Genomic DNA, 20,066 nt, shown 5'->3' on the forward strand with positions numbered 1-20,066 from the left:
CTCCGCATGAGAAGCGCAACAGTACGGGCACGGCGAGCACTGGCCCTGGGGCCGGGGCTCGCCGTGCTGTGCGTCATCCTGGCCCTGGTCGCGTTCCTGAGCGTCACCCTCGGCTCCCGCGACATCGGCCTGCCCGAGGTGCTGCGCGCCCTGGCCGGCCTCGGCGGCGGCACCGCGATCGAGGACACCGTCACCCTCGAACTGCGCGTGCCGCGCACCCTGCTCGGCATCCTGGTCGGCGCGGCGCTCGGCGTGGCCGGCGCGATCCTGCAGGGCGTCACCCGCAACCCGCTCGCCGATACCGGCATCATGGGCGTCAACTCGGGCGCGGCGGCGTGCGTGGTGCTGGCCATCACCGTGCTCGGCGTACGCGGGGTGAGCGTCTACATCTGGTTCGCCTTCGCCGGGGCCATCCTCGCCACGCTGCTGGTGTACGCGATCGCGTCGCTCGGGCGGGAGGGCGCCACGCCGGTCAAGCTCGCCCTGGCCGGGGCGGCGGTGACGGCGGGCATGGGCTCGCTGACCACCGGCATCGTGATGACCAACGTGGACGCCCTGAACGAGCTGCGCTTCTGGCAGGTCGGCTCGCTGGCCGGGCGGTACGCCCCGATCCTCACCGGGGTCGCGCCGTTCCTGATCGCCGGGCTGATCGCCTCGCTGGCCTGCGGGCGGGCGCTGAACGGGCTGGCCCTCGGCGAGGACGTGGCCCGCGGCCTCGGCCAGCGCGTCGGCCTCACCCGCGCCGCGGCGTTCGCGCTGGTCGCGGTGCTCGCCGGGGCGGCCACGGCCGCGTGCGGACCGATCGTGTTCGTCGGGCTCATCGTCCCGCACCTGGCCCGGTTCATCTGCGGGCCGGACTACCGCTGGATCCTGCCGTACGCGATGCTGCTGTCCCCGATCATCCTGCTGCTCGCGGACGTCGTCGGCCGGGTCGTCGCCGCCCCCGGCGAGCTGCAGGTCGGCGTCGTGCTCGGCGTGCTCGGCGCGCCCGTGTTCGTCGGCATCGTCCGCTACGGCAGGTTGTCGGAGGCCTGAGATGACCGCGATGATCACCCCTGTCACCGAGACCCCGCAGGTCCGCGAGGCGGGTGCCACCGCCAGGGCGCTGCGCGCGACGCGCCGCCGCCGGGCGGTGCGCGCGCTGACCGCCACCACCGGGCTCACCGCCGTCGTGATCGGCCTGTTCGTGCTGACCATGATGGTCGGCAGCTTCCGGCTCACCGCGCAGGAGGTCGTCACCTCCGTGCTGCACCTGGCCGACAACCCCAGCGTCGACTTCGTGGTGCGCGGCCTGCGGCTGCCCACGGCGCTGTCGGCGCTGACCGTCGGCCTGGCGCTCGGCTCCTCCGGCACCGTGTTCCAGCAGCTGCTGCGCAACCCGCTCGCCTCGCCCGACTTCGTCGGCATCACCGCCGGGGCGAGCCTCGCGGCGGTCACCGGCATCGTGCTGTTCCAGGTCGGCGGGCTGGCCGTGTGCCTGCTCGCGCTGGGCGGCGCGATCGCCGCGGCGCTGCTCATGTACGTCCTGGCCTGGCGCGACGGGGTCAGCGGCTACCGGTTCATCCTCATCGGCATCGGCGTCGCCGTGTTCTTCGAGGGCATCACCGGCTACATGCTGACCAGGGCCGAGCTGTTCGAGGCCCGGCAGGCCATGCACTGGCTGACCGGCTCGGTCGGGCAGGCCAGCGACGCCGAGCTGAAACTGCTCTCCGCCGCGCTGGTGGTGCTGCTGCCGCTGGCCGTGCTGCTGTCGCGGCGGCTGCGGGTGCTGGAGCTGGGCGACGACTCGGCCCGCGCCCTCGGCGCGCGCGTCGAGCGGACCCGCGCGCTCCTGCTGGGCACCGCCGTGCTGCTGGTCGCGCTGGCGGTCGCGGTGGCCGGGCCGATCGTGTTCGTCGCGCTGGTCGCCGGGCCGATCGCCAACCGGCTGCTCGGCCCCGCCACCGGCGGCATCGCCGCGGCCGCGCTCGTCGGGGCGGCACTGCTGCTCAGCGCCGACCTGATCGCCGTACACCTGCTGCCGACGCCGCTGCCGACCGGTGTGGTCACCGGCGCGGTCGGCGCACCGTACCTGCTGTGGCTGCTGGCCACGACGAACCGACAAGGAGCGGGCGGATGACCCGACTGCGCGCCGAGGGGCTCACCCTCGGCTACGACGCCCAGCCGATCGTGCGCGACCTCGACGTCACCGTGCTCGACGGCAAGGTGACCGCGATCGTCGGCGCCAACGCCTGCGGCAAGTCCACGCTGCTGCGCGGCCTGGCCCGGCTGCTGCGCCCGCGCGCGGGCACGGTCGTGCTCGACGGCAGGGCGATGGCCGAGCTGAGCACGCTGGAGGTCGCCAAGGTGCTCGGGCTGCTCCCGCAGGCCCCGGTCGCCCCCGACGGCATCACCGTCGCCGACCTGGTCTCCCGCGGCCGGTACCCGCACCAGGGCTGGTTCCGCACCTGGACCGACCGCGACCACGACGCCGTCGCCCGCGCCCTCGACGCGACCGACACCGCCGACCTGGTCGACCGGCCGCTGCGGCAGCTTTCCGGCGGGCAGCGCCAGCGGGTATGGGTCGCGATGGCGCTCGCCCAGGACACCGACCTGCTGCTGCTCGACGAGCCCACCACGTTCCTGGACATCAACCACCAGGTGGAGCTGCTGCGCCTGCTGCGCAAGCTGAACGGGGAGTCCGGCAAGACGATCGTCGCGGTGCTGCACGACATCAACCTGGCCAGCCGCTACTGCGACCACATCATCGCGATGGCGGGCGGCGCGATCGTCGCCGAGGGCAGCCCGGCCGAGGTCATCACGGCTGAGCTGATCGCGAAGGTGTTCGGCCTGGAGTGCGTCGTCCTCACCGACCCGGTGGCCGGTACGCCGATCATCGTCCCGGCCGGCTAGCGGGACACACGGCACCGCCCTAATGGGCGACCATGAGCCATGTCCGAACCCGCGCCAGACCGCCCGTCCCGTGCCGTCGTCCAGCTCGTCACCACCGGAGCGGTGGGCATCGTCGTGCTGCCCGTCATCGGGATGGCGGCGCTGTGGGCGGGCTTCGTGGCCGCGCTGCCGGGCCTGATCACGGCAGGTGTGGTGGGACTGTGCGTCATGCTCGCCTGCCTGATCGCGACGGTGGCGGTCACCCGTGAGGCGACCGTCCTCGGCGAGAGCGCCGGCCGGCGCCTGCTGTGGGCGCTGCTGGTGCTGGGCGGCGGTCTGGCCGGGTGGGCCTTCGGCTGGGCGGTCGGCGACGCCGGATGGCTCGGCTCGTCTTCGGGCCGGCTGTTCGGCTGGGTGCCCTTCGTGCTCGCAGCCGGGGTGCTGCTGCGCAGGCGGGTGTACCGGTTCGCGGCGCTGGGCGTGCTCGTGGCGCTGGCGGCCACCGGTGTGGTCCTGCTGCGCCAGGTGTCGCCGGGCGAGCTCGACGCCCGGCTGCTGGCCGAGGGCGTCTACCGCGACAGCGCGTACGCCGTGGCGATCCCGGGTTACCGGCCCACCGACCGGGACTACGGCGACGGCGTGGGCGGGGGCGAGTTCCAGCCGGTGGATCCGGCCGCGGTCCCGGCGCCGAAGTTCATCTCGGTCGTCGCGTATCGGCAGGCCTTCCCGAACGAGCAGCTGTGCGGGCAGCCCACCGCGATCGATTCGCGCCTGTACTGGGGCGAGTGCGCGAAGGAGCCCGGCGGTCTCGTATACCGGCACAACGAGATCATGCACGGCTACCAGGTGCGAATCGGACAGCGATACGTCGAGGTGCACGGGACGCCCGGCGTGCCGCACGAGCTGCTGCGCCAGGCCGCCCTGAGCCTGCACCCCGCGACCCGCGCCGAGCTGGGCGGCGCCGAGCCGACGGCCGATCACTTCGCGGTGACGGTGCCCGGCTACGTCGGGCTGCCCACCGGGGCTCCGGTGGGCATGAGCTTCCGCCCGGCGAACCCCGCTGGCAACGGCCCGCGCAGCGTCGTCATCCGGCTGTATGCCCAGGGCGCCGCCACCGACGTCTGCTTCCGGACCACCGAGTGCACGCCGGACGGCGACGGCCTGACCTATCTGCGCTACGAGGAGGAGCACGGCTTCACCGTCCGGCACGGCTCCATCGACGTCCTGGTGCTGGGCGGGCTCAGCACCGACCGGGCCCTGCTGCGCCAGGCCGTGCTGGACGCCCGCCCCGCCACCGACGACCAGCTGCGACGAGCGCTGCCCCCGCAGCGTCCAGGCACCGGCATCGAGCGCTTCCGCGACTGGCTGCGCTCCCTCTGACCGGTCCGCTCCGGGACGCCGAAGCTCCCGTCACGCCGCTCGGGCAGTGTGACGGGAGCCTTGTCGCGGTCAGGCGGCGGTGACGCCCCGGCGGCGGTAGTCGGTGTAGGCCTCCACCAGCGAGGTGATCGCGACGATCACACCGGCGATCATCATGCCGCGGTGGGTCCACTCGACCGCGACCGGCGCCCAGCCGAGGGCCTCGGCGAAGGCCGGGTTGAGCAGGTGGGACGTCGCCCCGGCCGCGATCAGCGCGGCGGCGCCGGCCAGGTCGACCAGTAGGATCACCAGTGCCCGGGAGAGCTGCCAGCGCAGGTAGAAGCGCAGGTAGCGGGTGACCAGACCGATCAGGACCAGCGCGGCGAAGGCGTAGACCGCGCCGGTGTCCCACAGCCACGGGTCCAGCGGCCCGACCGGGTCCCCGGCCGCGTCGCGCACCGGGCTGGCGTACGGGGAGATGAGCAGCGCGACGACGAACACCACCGACAGGGCGGTCGTCGCGATCAGCTCGCCGAAGCGCGCCCGGCGGCTGGGCGCGGTGCCGTCCGGCAGCGCGTCCGGCGTCCAGTCCTGGCCGGTCAGCGGGTTGCGCACGCCGCCCCGCTCGATCGCCACGAAGCCGATGGTGACCCAGAAGAACAGGTGCATCGCCGTGGTGATGACGGAGCTGATGCTCGTACCGATGATCGTGCCGACCTTCGCGCCGCCGAGCACCTGCGCCAGCGCGACCGCGCCGGCCACGGCGGGCAGCACGATCGCGGCGAGCGTCTTGAGTAGCCGCGTGTAGTCCAGGAAGTACGCCGGGCCGATGAGGTGCTGGGGCGAGTCGGCGTAGCCGGCCGCGAGCCGGGCCGGGTCGCCGAGGTCGCGCAGCACCGCGTACTCCGCGGCGGTGGCGTCCTCGCCCGCGTCGACCCGCCGGTCGACCGCGTCGGCGATCGAGGCGCGCAGCTCGCGCTCGATGTCGGCGCGGCGCGCCTCGGGCAGCCGGGTGACGGTCGCGGTGACGTACCGGTCGGTGAGGGTGGCGGTCATGACTGCTGTCCTTTCAGGGCGCGGAAGGCCTGGTCGAGGGAGTCCCAGTCCCGGGTGAGGGCGCCGGCCATGGCGTCGCCCTCGGGGCTGGTGCGGTAGAACTTGCGCGGCCGGGCCTCGTCGGTGTTCCAGTCGCTGACGAGCAGGCCCTGCTTTTCCAGTCGGCGGAGCAGGGGGTAGAGCGTGTTGGCGTCGACCGCGAAGCCGTTGCGGTCGAGGTCTTCGAGCAGCGCGTAGCCGTAGTTGGGCTGGCGGAGGATCAGCAGGCAGGCAAGCACGACGGTGCCGCGCCGCAGCTCCTGCAGGTGATTGCTGAGCAGTTCATCGCCGGACATGCATCACACGATAGTGTGTGCCACACAATATCGCAACCGAAGCCCATAGTGTGTCGTGACATCGCAATTCGGCGGGCCGTTCCGAACCGTGCCCTTCCTGACCACTGCGGTCCGGGGTGCCGCACTTGATCGCTGTTTCGTGTCAGGAAGTGGGGTCTGGCGCAAGGTTTGGACACGAACTCGCGATCATGGACAGGGGAGTCCGGTCAGGACACCGGGTGGCCGAGTGCGGGGCGGGGTGCGAGCAGGCGGGCGGCGGCCACGGCGGTGCCGAGCGCGATGGTGAGCGCGGCCGAGAGCAGCAGCGTGGGCTGGGCGCCCAGCGCGGACACCGCGGGGCCGCCGGCCAGCACGCCGAGCGCGGTCGCCGGGAGGGTGAGCGCGGTCCGCGTGGCCAGCACCTGGCTGAGCAGGTGCGGCGGGCTGGTGCGCTGGAACAGCGCGGTGCAGATCGCGGTGAACGGGCCGTAGATCAGGCCGCCCACGGCCAGGCCGAGCAGCCCGGCCCACGCGGTGCGGGTCAGCGCGAGCGGCAGCAGCGCCGCGCCCCACCCGACGATGATCACGACGACCACCGTGGACAGACGCAGGTGGCGAAGCAGCCCGGCACCGAGCCCGCCGACGACCGAGCCGACGCCGAACGCGGTCCAGTACGCGCCGAGCAGGGTGGGTGCGCCGTGCAGGTCGTGCGCGACGTAGATGGGCAGGGCCACCTCGACCGGCCCGTACAGGAAGAAGAAGACGCAGGTGACGGCGAGCAGGCCGAGCAGCCGGGGCTGCCGCCGGATGACGCGCCAGCCCGCGGCCGCCTGCCGCTCGGGCTCCGCCGGGGCGGCGGGGGCGGCCACCCGGCGGCCGGTGACCGTCGCGGCGCTGATCGCGAGGATCGCGAAGCTCGCCGCGTCGATGCCGATCACCCAGCCGGGCCCGGCGAACGCCGCCACGACTCCGGCCAGCGCCGGGCCGACCAGCACCGCGGCCTGCTGCAACGTCGAGATCAGCGCGTTGCCGGCGAGCTGCTCCTCCTCGGGGAGCAGCTCGGCGACCAGCGTGTAGGTGCCCGCGCTGCCCCAGGCGTGCAGCAGCGACGACCCGGCCAGCAGCAGCACGTAGCCCAGGGCGCTCAGGTGTCCGATCACGGCGAGCACGGCGATCGTGCCCAGGGCGAGGGTGCGCAGCGTGGCGTCGACGGTGACCAGCCGGGCGCCGCTGAACCGCCGCACGAACCGGCTGAACAGGGCCGCGCCGAGGGTCGCGGGCAGGGCGTACGCGGCCACGGCCAGCCCCGTCCACACGGCGGCCTGCGGTCCGGGCACGAGCTGCACGGCGAGCCAGGCCACCGCGACCATGCTCATGCCGTCGCCCAGCGCCGAGGCCGCGACGCCGGGCAGGATCCGGCGCAGCTGCGGCTGGCGCAGCACCGGTGCGTACGTGCGCAGATGGGCCCGGGCTCCGCCGCTGCGGCGGGCCGGGGGCGCCGCCCCCTCCTCGGCGGGGGCGGCGGCGCTCACCACGGACTCGTTCATCGCGGTTCTCCTTGTCCGGGCGGGGTTTCAGCTGTCCTGGAGCAGGCCGAGCACGTTGCCGTCGGGGTCGGTGACGGTGGCCACCAGCCGGCCGCCGCCGACGTCGTGGGCGGCCTCCCGGACGGTGGCGCCCGCGGCGGTCACCTCGGCGAGCTTCGCGGCGAGGTCCGGCACGTGCCAGTAGGTCACCGGCGAGGTCATGCCCTGCGGGCCGCCGCCGGGCACCAGCCCGATGTGCTGCCCGGCGGCCTCGAACCCGACGTAGAAGGTGCCGTCGGTCTGCGGCGCGACGCCGAGCAGCGCGGCGTACACGGCCTTGGCCGCGGCGAGGTCCGACACCGGGTGCAGCACGGTCCGGACGCCCTGGGTGGGGGAAGAGCCGTTCATCGTTCACTCCTTGCTTCGCGGGCTTGCTGAACTGCTCACAGCATTTCGCCGGAGGGGGTGCCGCCACATCCGTGCCGTCCACGGAACCGGCCACGGAGAGGCGCACGGAACGTGTACGCGAGAATGATCGTGTGACGGTGACGGTGGACATCTCAGCCCGTGAGGCCGAAGTGCTGGGGCTGCTCGGCGAGCACCTCAGCAACGCCGAGATCGGGGCCCGGCTGTTCATCTCCGTACGCACTGTGGAGAGCCACGTCTCGTCGCTGCTGCGCAAGCTGGAGGTGGCCGACCGGCGGGCCCTGGCGCAGCGCGCGGCCGAGCTGGTGGGCCCTGGCCGTGCGCAGCCGGCGCCGGTCCTGCCCACCCCGCTGACCTCGTTCGTGGGCCGGGCGCAGGAGCGCGCCGAGCTCGCGGACCTGCTCAAGAATCAGCGGCAGGTCACCGCGCTCGGGCCGGGCGGGGTCGGCAAGACGCGGCTCGCGCTGACCGTGGCCGCGCAGGTCGCGGGGGAGTACCCCGACGGGGTCTGGTTCGTGGACCTGGTGTCGGTCACCGACCCGGGCGCGAGCGTGGTCGCCGGTGCGGTCGCCACGGCGCTGGGCCTGGGTGAGCAGCCCGGCCGGGCCATGGACGAGTCCGTGGTGGCCGCCCTCGCCGACCGGCACGCGCTGCTCATCCTCGACAACTGCGAGCAGGTGCGCGACGGGGTGGCCCCGTTCCTGGAGCGGCTGCTGGCGGGGGCGCCCCGGGTGACGGTGCTGGCCACCAGCCGCGCCCGGCTAATGGTGCCGTTCGAGCGGGTGTATCCGGTGCCGCCGCTGTCGCTGGCCGGCGACGGCGACTCGGACGCGGTCGCGTTGTTCTTGGACCGGGCCGCGGCCGTGGGCCTGTCGCCGGATCCGGCGCAGCACGAGCACATCGCGCAGGTGTGCGCCCGGCTGGACGGCATGGCGCTGGCGATCGAGCTGGCCGCCGCCCGGCTGCCCACGCTCGGGCTGGACGGGCTGACCGCGGCGCTGGCCGACCCGCTGCGCATGCTGGCCGGGGGCTCGCGCGCCGACGAGCGGCACCGGTCCGTACGCGCCGCGCTGGACTGGAGTTACTCCCTGCTGGACCCGGCCGACCGGGCGCTGCTGGCGCGGGTGTCGGTGTTCGTGGCCCCGTTCACCGTCGGCGCGGCGGCGCAGGCGGCCGGCACCGACTTCGCCGACGCGGCCGACGGCCTGGCCCGGCTGGCCGAGCAGAGCCTGCTCACGGTCACCGTGGCGGCGGGCGGCACACGCTACCGGGCGCTGGAGACGGTCCGCCAGTACGGCACGCAGCGCCTGGCCGACACCGGTGAGCTGGGCGCCGCCCGCGCCCGGCACCTGCGGTGGTGCCAGGGTGCCGCCGCCGAGCTGGCCGTGGTCCGCGAGGACTGGCGGGCCCGGTTCGACCAGGCCGCCGACGACTTCCGGGCTGCCCTGGCCTGGGCGGTCGAGCAGCCCGAGCAGCGGGCGAACGTGTACGACCTCGCCCGGCGCATGGCCGAACTGACGTTCACCCGCACCTACGTCGGCGAGTCGCAGCTGCGCTTCGAGCAGGCGGCCGCCCTCGCCGACGACCCGGCCGACGCCGCCGAGCTGCTGCGCCGCGCCGCGGCCGTGGCCGGTTGCCGGATGCGCGGCGACGACATGTACCGGCTCCACCGGGCCGCCGCCGACGCCGCGCTGGCCGCCGGGCAGCCCGCCCGCGCCGCCGCGGACCTGGCCACGGCCGGTAACAACAGCTACCGGTTCTGGAGCAAGTTCGAGGCGCTGCCGCCGCGCGACGAGGTGCTCGGGCTGCTCACGCGGGCGGGGGAGCTGGCCGGGGACGACCCGGCGGCCCTGGCGGCGGTCGCGCTGGCCGAGGCCGGGGTGCTCGCCGACGCGTACGGGGCCGCGCAGGGCCCGGCCGTCAACACCGTCGCGGAGACGGTCGAGCGCGCCGAGCGGGCCGTCGAGCTGGCCCGGCGCACCGGCGACCCGCTGGCCGAGTCGGCCGCCCTCGACGCGCTCACCGGCTCGCGGAGCTGGTCCGGCGACACGTTCGGGGCGGCGGCCACCGCCCGGCGGCGCACCGAGCTGCTCGCGTCCCAGCCGGACACTCCGGAGGTCACCCACGAGCTGCTCGATGCCCTCGGCAACGCCACCGAGGCCGCCCTCGGCGCGGGCGACCTGGCCGGTGCCCGCCGCTGGGGGCGGCAGCTCGCCGACCATCCGCTGCTGGCGGAGGTGGGGCACCGCGCCACGAGCTGGCTGCTGGTCACCGGCGCGATGGCAGGCGACGTCGGCGAAACGCTCGCCCTGGCCGACCGCTTCCTGGAGGCGTGGGAGCGCAACGGCCGCCCGGCCCGGTCGGTGCTCGGCCCGGCGGTGGCCGCGATCTCGATGGTCCACTCGCTGCGCGGCGACGACGCCGCCCGCCGCGAGTGGGACGAGATCATGGGGCAGCTCGGCGCGCCGCCGGAGCACGTCTACGGCTACGGCGCGGTGTACGACGCGATCCGGTCGCTCCACGAGGGACGGCCGGAGCAGGCGCTGGAGCGGATGGCGCCCGAACCCGCAGACGTGTGGAAGTGGGTCTGCTGGATCTGGCTGCACTGGTATGCCGCGCTGCGGGCCGAGGCCGCCGTGCTCGCCGGGCGTCCCGATGCCGCGGCACGGCTGGCCGCGGCACGCGAGGTCGTCGACGGGAACCCGGTCGCGGGCGCCATCGTCGAGCGGGCCCAGGCGCTGCTGGACGGGGACGCCGAACGGCTGCTCGCCACGGCGGATGCGTTCGAGGCGGCGGGCTGCCGCTACCAGTGGGCGCGGACCCTGGTGCTCGCGGGCGGCGAGCCCGCCGAACGCGGTCTGGCCGCACTGTCCGAACTGGGCCTGACCCCGCCGGCCCCGCGCCGCTGACCCGTCCGTGCCATCCGCCCGGCAGGGGCTTGCGCAATAACTCTATCTAGGTAGATATTAGCGGCATGGTACGCGTACGACAGCCCTCACCGCAGACCGCGGCCGTGCTCGCCGCCCTCGCCGAAGCGGGCGACGGTTGGAGCCACGGCTACGACCTGTGCCGTGCCCTCGGCCTGAAGGCGGGCACCGTCTACCCGATCCTCATCCGCCTCGCCGAGCGCGGGCACGTGGACACCTCCTGGGAGACCGACCCGCCGCGCGGCCGCCCGCCCCGCCACCTCTACCGGCTCAGCACCGCGGGCGCGGAACTGGCCCGCTCGCTGGCCGCCACGGCCCCGGCCCCCGACAGCGCCGCCCCGGGCGCCGCCCGGCTCGCCCCGCGCACCGCCTGACCTCGACCGTCCTCTCCGCCCAGCCGTCCGGAGGCCCCGATGCTCGAATTCGTGCTCTTCCTGGTGGTGTTCGCACCGGCACCGCTGCTCGCGATCGTCGTGCTCACCGTGCGCCTGCGCGCCGCCGCGCGCGAGGGCGGCGTCCGGGGCTTCGGCGCCCGCACCGTCGCCGCCCTGCGGGGCGGCACCCGGCGACCCGCCGGGCGGGCGCTGCTCGGCGTCGCCGCCGCCGCCGCGCTGCTCACCGCCGCACTCGAACAGGCCTACCTCGCCTCGGTCGCCGAGGGGCCAGGCTGGGGGACCGACGTCGCCCTGCTCACCGTGGTGCTCGGGCTGCTGGCGCTGCTCGGCTGCGGCGCGCTCGCCGCACTGGCCGCGGCCGCCGTGGCCCGCGTCCGCGGCTTCGGCGCCGGGACCGTCACCGGGCTGCTCAGCCTCGTCGCCATCGCGGCCGGGACCGCCGCCGCGCACCTGCCGTTGCAGGCCCTCTACCGTGCCGATCCGGCGGGGTTCCCCACGGTGCCGAACCTCGGCGAGGGCGACCTCCTGCTCCCGTTCCAGGTCTTCCTGGTCTCGTTGACCTGGGCGCTGCCGTGGCCCGTCCTGGGTGCCGGATACGGCGCCCGCCCCGCGCCCGCCGGCGCGCGGCCCGCCGCGCGCGATCTGTGGCAGCTGCTGCTCGACCTGGCCACCGCCGACCTGCCCGCGAGCAGGGCCGCCTGGGGAGCCGCGCTGCGCGCCGAGCTCGCCGCCATCGACCCGCCCGCCGAGCGCCGCAGGTTCGCGCTCGGCGGGGTATGGGCAGCGCTGCGCGCAGGCCGGGCACCGGGTGCCTGGGCGCCCGCCCTGGCCGTGGCCGGCATCGCGGCGGCCGCAGTGTTCGCCGCCTCGCGCTGGTCGCTGGCGCATGAGCGGGGCGGCGTGCTCAGCTACTGGATCAGCGTGCCGGCCACCCTGCTGTTCCTGGTCGCGCTCGGCACCGCCTGGCGGCAGCGGTCCTTCGGCGCCGGCCTGCGCACCGGCGCCCTCGCCGGGCTCGCCGCGATGCCGGCCGTGCTCGCCGTCAGCATTCCCGAGGCCGTGGTCTGGTTCCACCGCCGGGCCGGGTACCTGAGCACCGGCGACGCTGTGCCGCCGAGCTGGCAGGACGCCGTCAACGACGTGCTGCGGCCGGAGTTCCTCCTCGGCATGGTGGTGTTCTGGGTGATCGGGGCGGCCGGGGGCGCGGGCCTCGGTGCCGCACTGGCGCGCCTGCGTACCCCCGGTGTGGTCGGTAGCTGACCGCACCACGGCGGCTGCCGCACCGACACCAGTGCGGCAGCCGCCGGACTTGCCGGTCAGAGGTCGGGCGCGGTGAGCGCGATGCGGTCGGTGGCCGAGGGCCAGTTCGGCACCACGTACTGGAACGTGCCGCCCCCGGCGCGGGACTGGACGGTCACGGTGATGCTGCCGCTCGCGCCGGCGTCGGCCGGGATGTAGACGTCGGCGGCCGAGATGAACGTCTCGTCGAAGTCGGGCAGCGCGGCCGTCAGGTCGGTGCGCCGGTCCAGGTGCTGGTCGTGGGCGAACATGCCGATCACGCGCTTGTCGCGGGGCGCGGTGACGCCGTTGAGGATGTTCGTGCCGTTCACGGCCAGCGCGTCGCTGCCCGCGCCTTGGTCACCCCACCACTCCTTGTACCGGGTGACGGTCAGCGCGCTGTGCCCGGGACCGACCGGCACCCGGGCGCTGATGCCCTCGCCGGGCCGGTTGGTGAGCAGCCGGATGAGCCGGTCGGTGCGCCGGAACGGCGGCAGGTACTGGTGCTGCACCTGCCCGCCCGCATGGTTGACGGCGAACTCGTAGCGGGCGTTCGGGTCGGCGGTGAACGGCCCGAACGCGGCGTCGGTGCCGATGGTGAACTGCGCCAGGGGAGTGGTGGTCAGGCGGCGGCCGGTCGCGGCGCTGACCTCGTACACGTCGACCCGCACCCCGGACGCGGCGGCGTTCGAGGGGAACAGCACCGCCTTGCCCGACAGCGTGACCGGCCCGGTCTCGGCCGTGACAGCGGTCGTGGCCGGGCTCGCCCCGGTGAAGAAGCGGAACATCTGCGTGAAGCTCTGCGTCGAGGTGACGGTCTGCGTGTGGGACTGGTCGCTCTGGTACACGTTGGTGGCGCCCCAGATGCGCCGCAGCGTCGAGCCCTCACCCCAGATCGCGAGCGTGGACACGCCGCCCGGGCGGCTGAACGCGGTCGCCCCGTCGAGGTTCACGTAGTGCGCCACCTTCGCCGCGCGCGAGCGCGTGTCGAGGAAGCTGTGGCTGAGGAACGTGCCCAGCGAGTGGGCCACCAGGTCGACCTGCGCCGCCCCGGTCTGCTGGCGCAGCTGGTCGATGCGCTGCTCCAGCCGGGTGAGCACCTGGGCGCTGGTCTCGGCGGTGAAGCTGTAGTCGTAGTCGATCGCGTCCACGAAGCCGACGGGATAGCCGTTGCTCGCGAAGCGTTTGGCCTGCGTCTCGAACTGCGCCGCGGAGCCGGCGGCGCCGTGGAGGAAGATGACCGGCCGTGGGGCCGCGGCGGCGGCCGGTCCGGCGGTCACCGCCACCGCCGCGCCGGACAGCAGCGTGGCGGCGGCCAGCGCGATGAGGGCCTTTCGCATGGATGCACCTCTCATTCACCAATGTGGATGATTCGAGGCGATGCTATGGCCGCGGCAGTCGCCGCCGGGTCGGCGAAATCACCTGCCTTGTGCCGAAGGCGACGACAGGGCGGCTCCCCGGCCGGGGAGCCGCCCTGCGACAGGCGTTGGGGACCGGTTACTGGTACGACACGAACACCGGCGACGGCTCGACCGCGAAGGTCTGCTTCGGGGAGAACGTCGGCTTGTCCTCGTCGTAGAAGTTCTTCCAGCCCCACCAGACCTGGGCGGGAGCCCCGGCGCGCACGTTGTCCCAGGTGGCCATCTTCTCGCCGGCCGAGCCGAAGCCGTCCGCGTGGATCACCACACTCAGTTCGTCGGCGCTGGTGTCGATGGCTGACCGGCCGGTGATCATGTCGGTGCGGAACTGGTGCAGCATCAGGATCTTCTGCGGCAGCTTGTTGGCGCGGGTCAGCTCGGCCAGCCAGGCGGCCGTCTTGTTGATCTCGTTGCCGCTGACCGAGCCGATCTGCACCATGTGGATCTGGTGCGGCGCCAGCCGCCACTCCGGGTCCAGCGCGAGCCCCACGTGCGGCTGCTTGAGCAGCTCGGCGTACCGCTTGGCCTGGGTGAGGAAGTCGGTCCGGCCAGGCTGCAGGTCGAGCAGGACGTAGATGCCGGCCCGGCCCGCCGCGTCCACCCACGGCCGCAGGTGCTCCACCGTCGACTCGTTGGAGTAGTCGCCGTCCGGCCCCGGGTCGCTCGACGCCACCGTCGTGATGATCTCGAACGCGGGCACCACCGGTTCCTTGACCAGGGCGCTGTACTGCGCGGCGACCTTGCGGGCGCGGGTCACGGCCTTGTCGACCGGCTGCTCGCCGAGCGAGCCGAGACCCGCGTCGCCCGGGTGCCCGTACAGGGCGATCATGCGGCGGTTCGGGAACACCACCTGGCGGCCGCCGGGCAGCAGGATGCCGGTCGCGGCGGTGTCGATCCGGTTGCGCAGCCGGTCGGCGGGCCCGAAGGCGCTGCCCAGGCCCAGCACATGCGTGCTCTGACGGGCGGCGATCGTCTTGATCACCTCGTCGTCGGCGCGCGGGTCGGGATCCTTGACTACGAGGACCTGGGCACGGCTCGCCTTCGCGGTGGCGGTGGCCGCCGCGGCCTCCGGCCGGTCGAGGGCCAGCACCAGCAGCTTGTCCAGCGGCGCCGCGGCGCCGAGCCGGGGCAGCTTGCCCGCCTGGTACGCCTTTACCTCGGCTCCCTCGACGGGGTGCTCCTTCGCCCAGCCGGCCGCGGCGTCGCCGACCGGGATCAGCGTCTCCGGCGCCAGCCGGGCGAGTTCCTCGCGCAGCGCGGCCGCCGTGGCGTCCCCGGCCGTGGTGAGCAGGACGGGCACGCCGAGTTCGACCGCGGCCGCGCCCGCGTTCGCCATGCTCGCCTGATCCTGGTCTCCCACCAGGACCACGGCCGGGGCATGGCTGAACAGCGCGCGGCTGGCCTGCAGGGCGAGTTCGGCGCCACCGGCGCCGGCCGCGACGGTCGTCACGTCGGCGGGCAGGACGGTCCGGGACGTGGCCCGGGAGCTTGAGTCGAAGGCCGCCACGGTGCATCCGCCGGTCAGCAGGACACAGGCGAGCAGGGCAGGACGAAGCCTGGACAGGACCATGGTGCGCCTCACAGGGTTCAGCAACCACGAAGTGGACATTCTGCTCAAAAGGTAACGTCCTGATCGCACCCTGTCCGGCGATTCGCCAATCGCCACGAACCAGCAGGTCGCGGCTCAGCCGGGCGCTGCCGGACCGCGCCGCGCCGGGACGTGGACCGTCGCCATGGAGATCTCGCGCCGCAGCCGGAAACCGAGCCGCGCGTAGAGCGCGATCGCCGCGACGTTGTCGTCGTGCACGTGGAGGAAGGCGGTGTCGCCGCGCTCGCGTACCGCCGCGATCACCGCCCGGGTCAGCCGCAGCGCCAGGCCCTGCCGGCGGTGGGCCGGGTCGGTGCACACGGCGCTCAGCTCGCTCCAGCCCACCGGTCGCAGCCGCTCGCCGGCCATCGCCACCAGCGCGCCCCCGCGCCGGATGCCCAGGTACACGCCCAGCTCCAGGGTGCGCGGCAGGAAGCGGCGCCCGTTGCGGTGGCGGGCGACGAACGCCGTGATCTCCGGCAGGTCGGCCGGGCCGAGCCGCACCGCCTCGCTGTCGGGGCATACCGGCGCCTCGCCGCTGTCGACGAGCTGCAGCCCCGCGCCGATGTTGGTGAGCACCCAGCCCTCCGGCGGCGCCACCACGACCCCGGCCCCGGGCCCCGCGTCCCCGCCGGTCAGCGCGGCGACGTCGGCCCAGTCCGCCGGGCCGGGCGGATCCGGGATCGCGATGAACCGCAGCACGTCCGGCGGGTAGCGCAGGATGCGCCCGCGCCGCTGGGCGAGGTGGGCGTGCGGCCCGGACAGCGCGGACCGCACCGGGTCGTCGAGTGGATGCGTCACCGTCTCATGTTCGTCCATGGGCGACAGTCCGCCGGATCGATCGGGGTGCCGACTCTCGCGCACTCCCATCGCTGTGCGGTGACGGTCCGATGACCTCGGGTGCTGCAACAATCCTGCAAACGGTGATCCATTGACTTCGAACCGTCCACGGCGCACCGTGTTAACGGGAATGCGCTTTCCCGAAACACCGGCGGGGCGGGCGACCTGCCGGGCGTGACCGGGGTGTGCGGGCATCGGCCGCCCACCGTGCCCGATCGGACGCCTCCGGCTCACTAGGGAAGACCCACCGTTCCCCCGGTTCGGCGCAGGTGCAGGCGCCGGCGGGCCCGAGCATCCGGGCCGCGGCAGACCGCCGACCACTTCGACATGACCACCCGCATCCGGGTCGACGAACGACCTGCCCGGCGAGGGCCGGCGGCCGCGAGGACCGCCTGCTCGGCCGGAGGCAGCGGCGACGCCCGATTTCGAAGACGAAGGTGAGACAGATGAAGCGCTCAGTCGTAGTACGGCTGCTGGCGGCGGGGGCCACCGCGGCCACCGCCGCCGCGATCGGCCTGACCCTCCAGGTCCCCCAGGCGGCGGCCGCCGTCGGCGGCGTCACCGGCTATGCCACCCAGAACGGCGGGACCACCGGCGGCGCCGGCGGCCAGACCGTGCAGGCGTCCACCGGCACCGCGATCCACGCCGCGCTGTGCAACCGGGCCAGCAGCAGCACCCCGATCATCATCCAGGTCTCGGGCACGATCAACCACGGCAACACCGCCAAGGTGTCCGGCAGCAGCTGCAACACCGCCGACGGCGTGATCGAGCTCAAGGAGATCAGCAACGTCACGATCCTCGGGGTCGGCAGTGGTGCGATCTTCGACCAGGTCGGCATCCACATCCGGGACTCCAGCAACATCATCATCCAGAACGTGACCGTCCGGAACGTCAAGAAGTCGGGCTCGCCCACCTCCAACGGCGGCGACGCCATCGGCATGGAGAGCACCGTCCGCAGGGTCTGGGTCGACCACGTCACCCTGGAGGCGTCGGGCGGCGAGTCCGAGGGCTACGACGGCCTGTTCGACATGAAGAACGACGTCGAGTACGTGACGCTGTCCTACAGCATCCTGCGCAACTCCGGCCGCGGCGGCCTCATCGGCTCCAGCGAGACCGACACCGGCAGCGGCTACATCACGTTCCACCACAACCTGTACACGAACATCGACTCGCGTACGCCCCTGCTGCGCGGCGGCATCGCGCACATCTACAACAACCACTACGTCAGCCTCAACGAGTCCGGCATCAACTCCCGGGCCGGGGCCCGCGCCAAGGTGGAGAACAACTACTTCAAGAACTCCAAGGACGTGCTCGGCACGTTCTACACCGACGCGGCGGGCTACTGGCAGGCCAGCGGCAACATCCTCGACAACGTGACCTGGTCGTCCCCCGGCTCGGACACCAACCCGGCGGGTCCGAGCATGCCGTCGAACACCACCGTCAGCATCCCGTACTCCTACAGCCTCGACGCGGCCAGCTGCGTGCCGAACGTGGTCGCCGCTACCGCCGGCGCCAACAAGGGCCTGCAGGTGTCCAACGGCAGCTGCACCCCGGTCTCGCCGACCGCCGGCCCCTCGGCCAGCCCGACCCGGACCGCGGGCCCGTCGCCGTCGGCCAGCCCGACCCGCTCGCCGAGCACCTCCCCGACGGCCTCGCCGAACCCGCCCAGCGGGACCAACCTCAGCCTCGCCTCCGGCGCGGGCGCGGACGGCTCCAGCAAGGCCGACGGCACCAGCTACGGCAACGTCCGCGACGGCAGCCTGAGCACGTACTGGTCGCCGTCCGGCGCCACCGGTGACATCTCCGTCAAGTGGGGCTCGAACGTCACCGTGGCCCGGGCCGTCATCCGGGAGCCCTCCGGCACCTCGGGCAGCATCGGCTCGTGGCAGCTCATCAACTACGACACCGGCGCCGTGCTGAAGTCGGGCAGCGGGGCGGGCACCATCACCTTCACCGCCACCTCGCTGAAGAAGATCACGTTCCGGATCACCAGCTCGTCCGGCGCCCCGAAGGTCGCCGAGTTCGAGACGTACGCGTCGTAGCGGACATCCGCTCGCGCAGCTCACCGGGGGGCCGTCGGCAGCGACGGCCCCCTTCGCCGTCCCCGGGGGACAGCAGACCTAGACCTGATCCGTGATGATGACTCGACCTCACGAAGGAGACATCATGACGACGCCGGCCGAACCCGCCCAGCCAGCAAGACCGGCGCCCCCGCCGCAACATCCCGCTGATTCGCTCGGATTCCTGGCGTGGGCCATAGCGCTGGGAATCCTGGGCTTCTTCATGGCCATGGGTGCGCGGCGGTCGCCTTGGACGGTCCTCAGCGTCGTGCTGCTCGGAGTGTCGCTGATCTGCTTCGGCGGACACGTCGCAGCCGTGGTCGCCAAACGGCATGAGCTGTGGCGCGAGGGCCGAGGACGATGAGCGGAGCGACCCGGATCCGTCCGGCAGGCGGCTTCGATCCGGTCCGGTGCTCGGGGTGCCGTGCCCGGCGCGGGATGCGTACCCTGGCGGCGTGTTCTGGCTCTGGTGCGTAAGACTCTGCGTCCTCGGACTGGGCTGGCACGCCGGTCTGCTGATCTACGGCTTCATCCCGCCCGCGGAGCCGATGCCGGAGTGGCTCGTGCTGTGCACGGTGGTCGCCACCATCGCCGCCGTCGCCGTGTGGCGGCCCATCGTCTTCGACCACAGGGCACGCAAGCTCTGGCGGGCCCGGCCGGGCTGGTGGCCCTGGAGCGTGCTGGGCGCCGTGCTGCCCGCCGTGATCGTGGTGGCCGCGTCGGCCTTCGGGCTCGCGCCTGCCGACACCGGCGGCGAGCGGGGCATCGCGGCGGTGTCCATCTTCGTCCTCGGCCTGTCCCTGCCGGTCTACCTGGCCTGCCACCGGGCCGCGCACGGCGGCCGCCCGTCCGGGCCGGTGCCGCTGCCCAGGTCGGCCCGCCGCGCCCGGGAACGGGCGGCGCGACGTGGAGGCACCTCAGGAGCGGCCCGGCGCTGACGGCTTCGGGGCGTGCGGCGAGCGTCCGCTTCGTACCCTGTCGGCGTGTACTGGCTTTGGTGCGTGCGGCTCAGCCTGGTCATCCTCGCCTGGGACGTGGGTCTGCTGATCCACGGCTTGACGCCTGCGTCCCGGCCGCTCCCGCCGCAGCTCACGACCGTCACCGCGTTCAGCGTCATCGGGGCGGTCGGCATGTACGCGGCGATCGTCGGCTACTACAAGGTGCGGGTGCTGTGGCGCGTGCGCCCGCGATGGTGGCCGTGGAGCCCGGTGGGCATCGTGCTGCTGAGCCTGGTCACGATGGTGATAGCGGGCTCGGGGCACCCCGACCTGAACGACACCGCCGGAGAGCCCGGTGCTGCGATGCTGTCCATCATCGGGTTCGGCCTGTCCCTGCCGGTCTACCTGGCGTGTTCCCGCGTCGACCGGGGCATCCGGCCGCCGGCCCGGGTCGCCCGGACGAAGAAGGTGCACTGATCACTTTCAGCACCGGCCGGTGGGTCGATCACCTGGCACTCGATGTCCTCGTACCCGTGCTTCTCGAGGCGCTCGCGCCACTCGCCGGGCTCGAGATCCCAGCGGGGCAGCCCCGGGATCGGCTTCATCGGCGACCACGAGAACGCGAGTACGCCACGAAGCCGATGGTGGATCGCCGGGAGGAGCACCTCCGGGTCGACGAACCACAATGCGCCGAACACCGAGTAGACCGCGTCGAACGACTCCTCGCCGTCCAGCAGGTAGCTCACTGCGTCGCGGTGATGGACCGGAAGGCCCGGCCAACGGGTTCGGGCGTGCGCCAGCTGCGGCGCCGAGACGTCGACGCCGATGCCGTGGTAGCCGCTCGCGCATACGTGGGCCAGATTTCCGCCCTTGCCGCAGCCGAGGTCCAGCACCCGAGATCCGTCATCGAGATCGAGAACTTCGAGGCCGGGGCCGTGATCCGGGTACTGGGTCCAGTTGAACCAGGTGCTTGCTCCGGCGGCGTTCACGAGCCGGCGCGGGGAGCGCGCCTGTGCGTACCGGTCCCAGCGGTCCGAAATCACCGCCCCAGCCTTTCATCCGCTACTTAG

General features: G+C 73.7%; 19 protein-coding genes. 11 read left to right on the forward strand and 8 right to left on the reverse strand.

Annotation, left to right across the window (positions count from 1 at the left end):
* Positions 1 to 6 precede the first annotated feature (6 nt).
* The 4 genes from Cba03nite_RS23565 to Cba03nite_RS23580 are packed head-to-tail and all read left to right on the forward strand — an operon-like array spanning position 7 to position 4,251.
* A complete protein-coding gene (locus Cba03nite_RS23565; RefSeq protein WP_203750115.1) occupies positions 7 to 1,035 on the forward strand; it encodes a FecCD family ABC transporter permease in 1,029 nt (342 codons plus the stop codon).
* A gap of 10 nt (positions 1,036 to 1,045) precedes the next feature.
* On the forward strand, positions 1,046 to 2,119 hold the full coding sequence (locus tag Cba03nite_RS23570) for a FecCD family ABC transporter permease (RefSeq protein WP_203750118.1): 1,074 nt from the start codon (positions 1,046 to 1,048) through the stop codon (positions 2,117 to 2,119).
* The gene (locus tag Cba03nite_RS23575) at positions 2,116 to 2,892 is read left to right on the forward strand and encodes an ABC transporter ATP-binding protein (RefSeq protein WP_203750121.1); all 777 of its coding nucleotides are present in this window, start codon (positions 2,116 to 2,118) and stop codon (positions 2,890 to 2,892) included. The genes Cba03nite_RS23570 and Cba03nite_RS23575 overlap by 4 nt, the downstream gene beginning before the upstream one ends.
* Before the next feature lie 39 nt (positions 2,893 to 2,931).
* Positions 2,932 to 4,251 (forward strand): hypothetical protein, encoded by a 1,320-nt coding sequence (locus Cba03nite_RS23580; protein ID WP_203750124.1) that lies wholly within the window; start codon positions 2,932 to 2,934, stop codon positions 4,249 to 4,251.
* A 69-nt stretch (positions 4,252 to 4,320) separates the two neighbouring features.
* Here the strand turns inward: Cba03nite_RS23580 and Cba03nite_RS23585 are convergent, their stop codons facing one another.
* The 4 genes from Cba03nite_RS23585 to Cba03nite_RS23600 all read right to left on the reverse strand — a co-directional run bounded on the left by Cba03nite_RS23585 (position 4,321) and on the right by Cba03nite_RS23600 (position 7,534).
* The gene (locus Cba03nite_RS23585) at positions 4,321 to 5,286 is read right to left on the reverse strand and encodes a permease prefix domain 1-containing protein (protein ID WP_203750127.1); all 966 of its coding nucleotides are present in this window, start codon (positions 5,284 to 5,286) and stop codon (positions 4,321 to 4,323) included.
* A complete protein-coding gene (locus Cba03nite_RS23590) occupies positions 5,283 to 5,621 on the reverse strand; it encodes a PadR family transcriptional regulator (RefSeq protein ID WP_203750130.1) in 339 nt (112 codons plus the stop codon). Before Cba03nite_RS23590 ends, Cba03nite_RS23585 begins: the two co-directional genes overlap by 4 nt.
* Positions 5,622 to 5,827: 206 nt before the next feature.
* Positions 5,828 to 7,147, reverse strand: a complete 1,320-nt coding sequence (locus Cba03nite_RS23595) for an MFS transporter (RefSeq protein ID WP_203750133.1) — start codon at positions 7,145 to 7,147, stop codon at positions 5,828 to 5,830.
* Positions 7,148 to 7,174: 27 nt separating this feature from the next.
* The gene (locus Cba03nite_RS23600) at positions 7,175 to 7,534 is read right to left on the reverse strand and encodes a VOC family protein (protein ID WP_203750136.1); all 360 of its coding nucleotides are present in this window, start codon (positions 7,532 to 7,534) and stop codon (positions 7,175 to 7,177) included.
* 131 nt (positions 7,535 to 7,665) lie between these two features.
* On the opposite strand from Cba03nite_RS23600, the gene Cba03nite_RS23605 reads away from it, so the two are divergent.
* The 3 genes from Cba03nite_RS23605 to Cba03nite_RS23615 all read left to right on the forward strand — a co-directional run bounded on the left by Cba03nite_RS23605 (position 7,666) and on the right by Cba03nite_RS23615 (position 12,134).
* Positions 7,666 to 10,461, forward strand: coding sequence for an ATP-binding protein (locus tag Cba03nite_RS23605; protein WP_239125969.1), 2,796 nt, complete (start codon positions 7,666 to 7,668; stop codon positions 10,459 to 10,461).
* A 65-nt stretch (positions 10,462 to 10,526) separates the two neighbouring features.
* On the forward strand, positions 10,527 to 10,853 hold the full coding sequence (locus Cba03nite_RS23610) for a PadR family transcriptional regulator (protein ID WP_203750139.1): 327 nt from the start codon (positions 10,527 to 10,529) through the stop codon (positions 10,851 to 10,853).
* A gap of 39 nt (positions 10,854 to 10,892) precedes the next feature.
* A complete protein-coding gene (locus Cba03nite_RS23615) occupies positions 10,893 to 12,134 on the forward strand; it encodes a hypothetical protein (protein WP_203750142.1) in 1,242 nt (413 codons plus the stop codon).
* A 56-nt stretch (positions 12,135 to 12,190) separates the two neighbouring features.
* On the opposite strand, the gene Cba03nite_RS23620 is transcribed toward Cba03nite_RS23615, so the two are convergent.
* From Cba03nite_RS23620 to Cba03nite_RS23630, 3 genes are all read right to left on the reverse strand, one after another.
* Positions 12,191 to 13,492 (reverse strand): alpha/beta fold hydrolase, encoded by a 1,302-nt coding sequence (locus Cba03nite_RS23620; protein ID WP_203750145.1) that lies wholly within the window; start codon positions 13,490 to 13,492, stop codon positions 12,191 to 12,193.
* Between the two features lie 157 nt (positions 13,493 to 13,649).
* Entirely contained in the window at positions 13,650 to 15,164 is a 1,515-nt protein-coding gene (locus Cba03nite_RS23625) for an apurinic/apyrimidinic endonuclease family protein (protein WP_203750148.1), read from the reverse strand.
* Between the two features lie 90 nt (positions 15,165 to 15,254).
* Positions 15,255 to 15,959, reverse strand: a complete 705-nt coding sequence (locus tag Cba03nite_RS23630) for a GNAT family N-acetyltransferase (RefSeq protein WP_239125970.1) — start codon at positions 15,957 to 15,959, stop codon at positions 15,255 to 15,257.
* Positions 15,960 to 16,444: 485 nt separating this feature from the next.
* On the opposite strand from Cba03nite_RS23630, the gene Cba03nite_RS23635 reads away from it, so the two are divergent.
* From Cba03nite_RS23635 to Cba03nite_RS23650, 4 genes are all read left to right on the forward strand, one after another.
* On the forward strand, positions 16,445 to 18,040 hold the full coding sequence (locus Cba03nite_RS23635) for a pectate lyase family protein (RefSeq protein ID WP_203750154.1): 1,596 nt from the start codon (positions 16,445 to 16,447) through the stop codon (positions 18,038 to 18,040).
* Positions 18,041 to 18,164: 124 nt separating this feature from the next.
* The gene (locus Cba03nite_RS23640) at positions 18,165 to 18,422 is read left to right on the forward strand and encodes a hypothetical protein (RefSeq protein WP_203750156.1); all 258 of its coding nucleotides are present in this window, start codon (positions 18,165 to 18,167) and stop codon (positions 18,420 to 18,422) included.
* Between the two features lie 91 nt (positions 18,423 to 18,513).
* Positions 18,514 to 18,996, forward strand: a complete 483-nt coding sequence (locus Cba03nite_RS23645) for a hypothetical protein (protein WP_203750157.1) — start codon at positions 18,514 to 18,516, stop codon at positions 18,994 to 18,996.
* Between the two features lie 45 nt (positions 18,997 to 19,041).
* The gene (locus tag Cba03nite_RS23650; protein ID WP_203750159.1) at positions 19,042 to 19,473 is read left to right on the forward strand and encodes a hypothetical protein; all 432 of its coding nucleotides are present in this window, start codon (positions 19,042 to 19,044) and stop codon (positions 19,471 to 19,473) included.
* On the opposite strand, the gene Cba03nite_RS23655 is transcribed toward Cba03nite_RS23650, so the two are convergent.
* Positions 19,398 to 19,985 carry a class I SAM-dependent methyltransferase gene (locus Cba03nite_RS23655; RefSeq protein WP_203750160.1) on the reverse strand — a complete coding sequence of 196 codons (588 nt, stop codon included), beginning with the start codon at positions 19,983 to 19,985 and terminating at the stop codon, positions 19,398 to 19,400. The genes Cba03nite_RS23650 and Cba03nite_RS23655 overlap by 76 nt on opposite strands.
* Positions 19,986 to 20,066: the final 81 nt, after the last annotated feature.

Origin of the sequence: Catellatospora bangladeshensis, assembly GCF_016862575.1 — a bacterium.
Lineage (GTDB): Bacteria > Actinomycetota > Actinomycetes > Mycobacteriales > Micromonosporaceae > Catellatospora > Catellatospora bangladeshensis.

Bases quoted from the DNA above. Each gene is read 5' to 3' on its own strand.
- Cba03nite_RS23565 (WP_203750115.1), top strand. From the start codon at position 7: ATGAGAAGCGCAACAGTACGGGCACGGCGAGCACTGGCCCTGGGGCCG.
- Cba03nite_RS23570 (WP_203750118.1), top strand. From the start codon at position 1,046: ATGATCACCCCTGTCACCGAGACCCCGCAGGTCCGCGAGGCGGGTGCC.
- Cba03nite_RS23575 (WP_203750121.1), top strand. From the start codon at position 2,116: ATGACCCGACTGCGCGCCGAGGGGCTCACCCTCGGCTACGACGCCCAG.
- Cba03nite_RS23580 (WP_203750124.1), top strand. From the start codon at position 2,932: ATGTCCGAACCCGCGCCAGACCGCCCGTCCCGTGCCGTCGTCCAGCTC.
- Cba03nite_RS23585 (WP_203750127.1), bottom strand. From the start codon at position 5,286: ATGACCGCCACCCTCACCGACCGGTACGTCACCGCGACCGTCACCCGG.
- Cba03nite_RS23590 (WP_203750130.1), bottom strand. From the start codon at position 5,621: ATGTCCGGCGATGAACTGCTCAGCAATCACCTGCAGGAGCTGCGGCGC.
- Cba03nite_RS23595 (WP_203750133.1), bottom strand. From the start codon at position 7,147: ATGAACGAGTCCGTGGTGAGCGCCGCCGCCCCCGCCGAGGAGGGGGCG.
- Cba03nite_RS23600 (WP_203750136.1), bottom strand. From the start codon at position 7,534: ATGAACGGCTCTTCCCCCACCCAGGGCGTCCGGACCGTGCTGCACCCG.
- Cba03nite_RS23610 (WP_203750139.1), top strand. From the start codon at position 10,527: ATGGTACGCGTACGACAGCCCTCACCGCAGACCGCGGCCGTGCTCGCC.
- Cba03nite_RS23615 (WP_203750142.1), top strand. From the start codon at position 10,893: ATGCTCGAATTCGTGCTCTTCCTGGTGGTGTTCGCACCGGCACCGCTG.
- Cba03nite_RS23620 (WP_203750145.1), bottom strand. From the start codon at position 13,492: ATGCGAAAGGCCCTCATCGCGCTGGCCGCCGCCACGCTGCTGTCCGGC.
- Cba03nite_RS23635 (WP_203750154.1), top strand. From the start codon at position 16,445: ATGAAGCGCTCAGTCGTAGTACGGCTGCTGGCGGCGGGGGCCACCGCG.
- Cba03nite_RS23640 (WP_203750156.1), top strand. From the start codon at position 18,165: ATGACGACGCCGGCCGAACCCGCCCAGCCAGCAAGACCGGCGCCCCCG.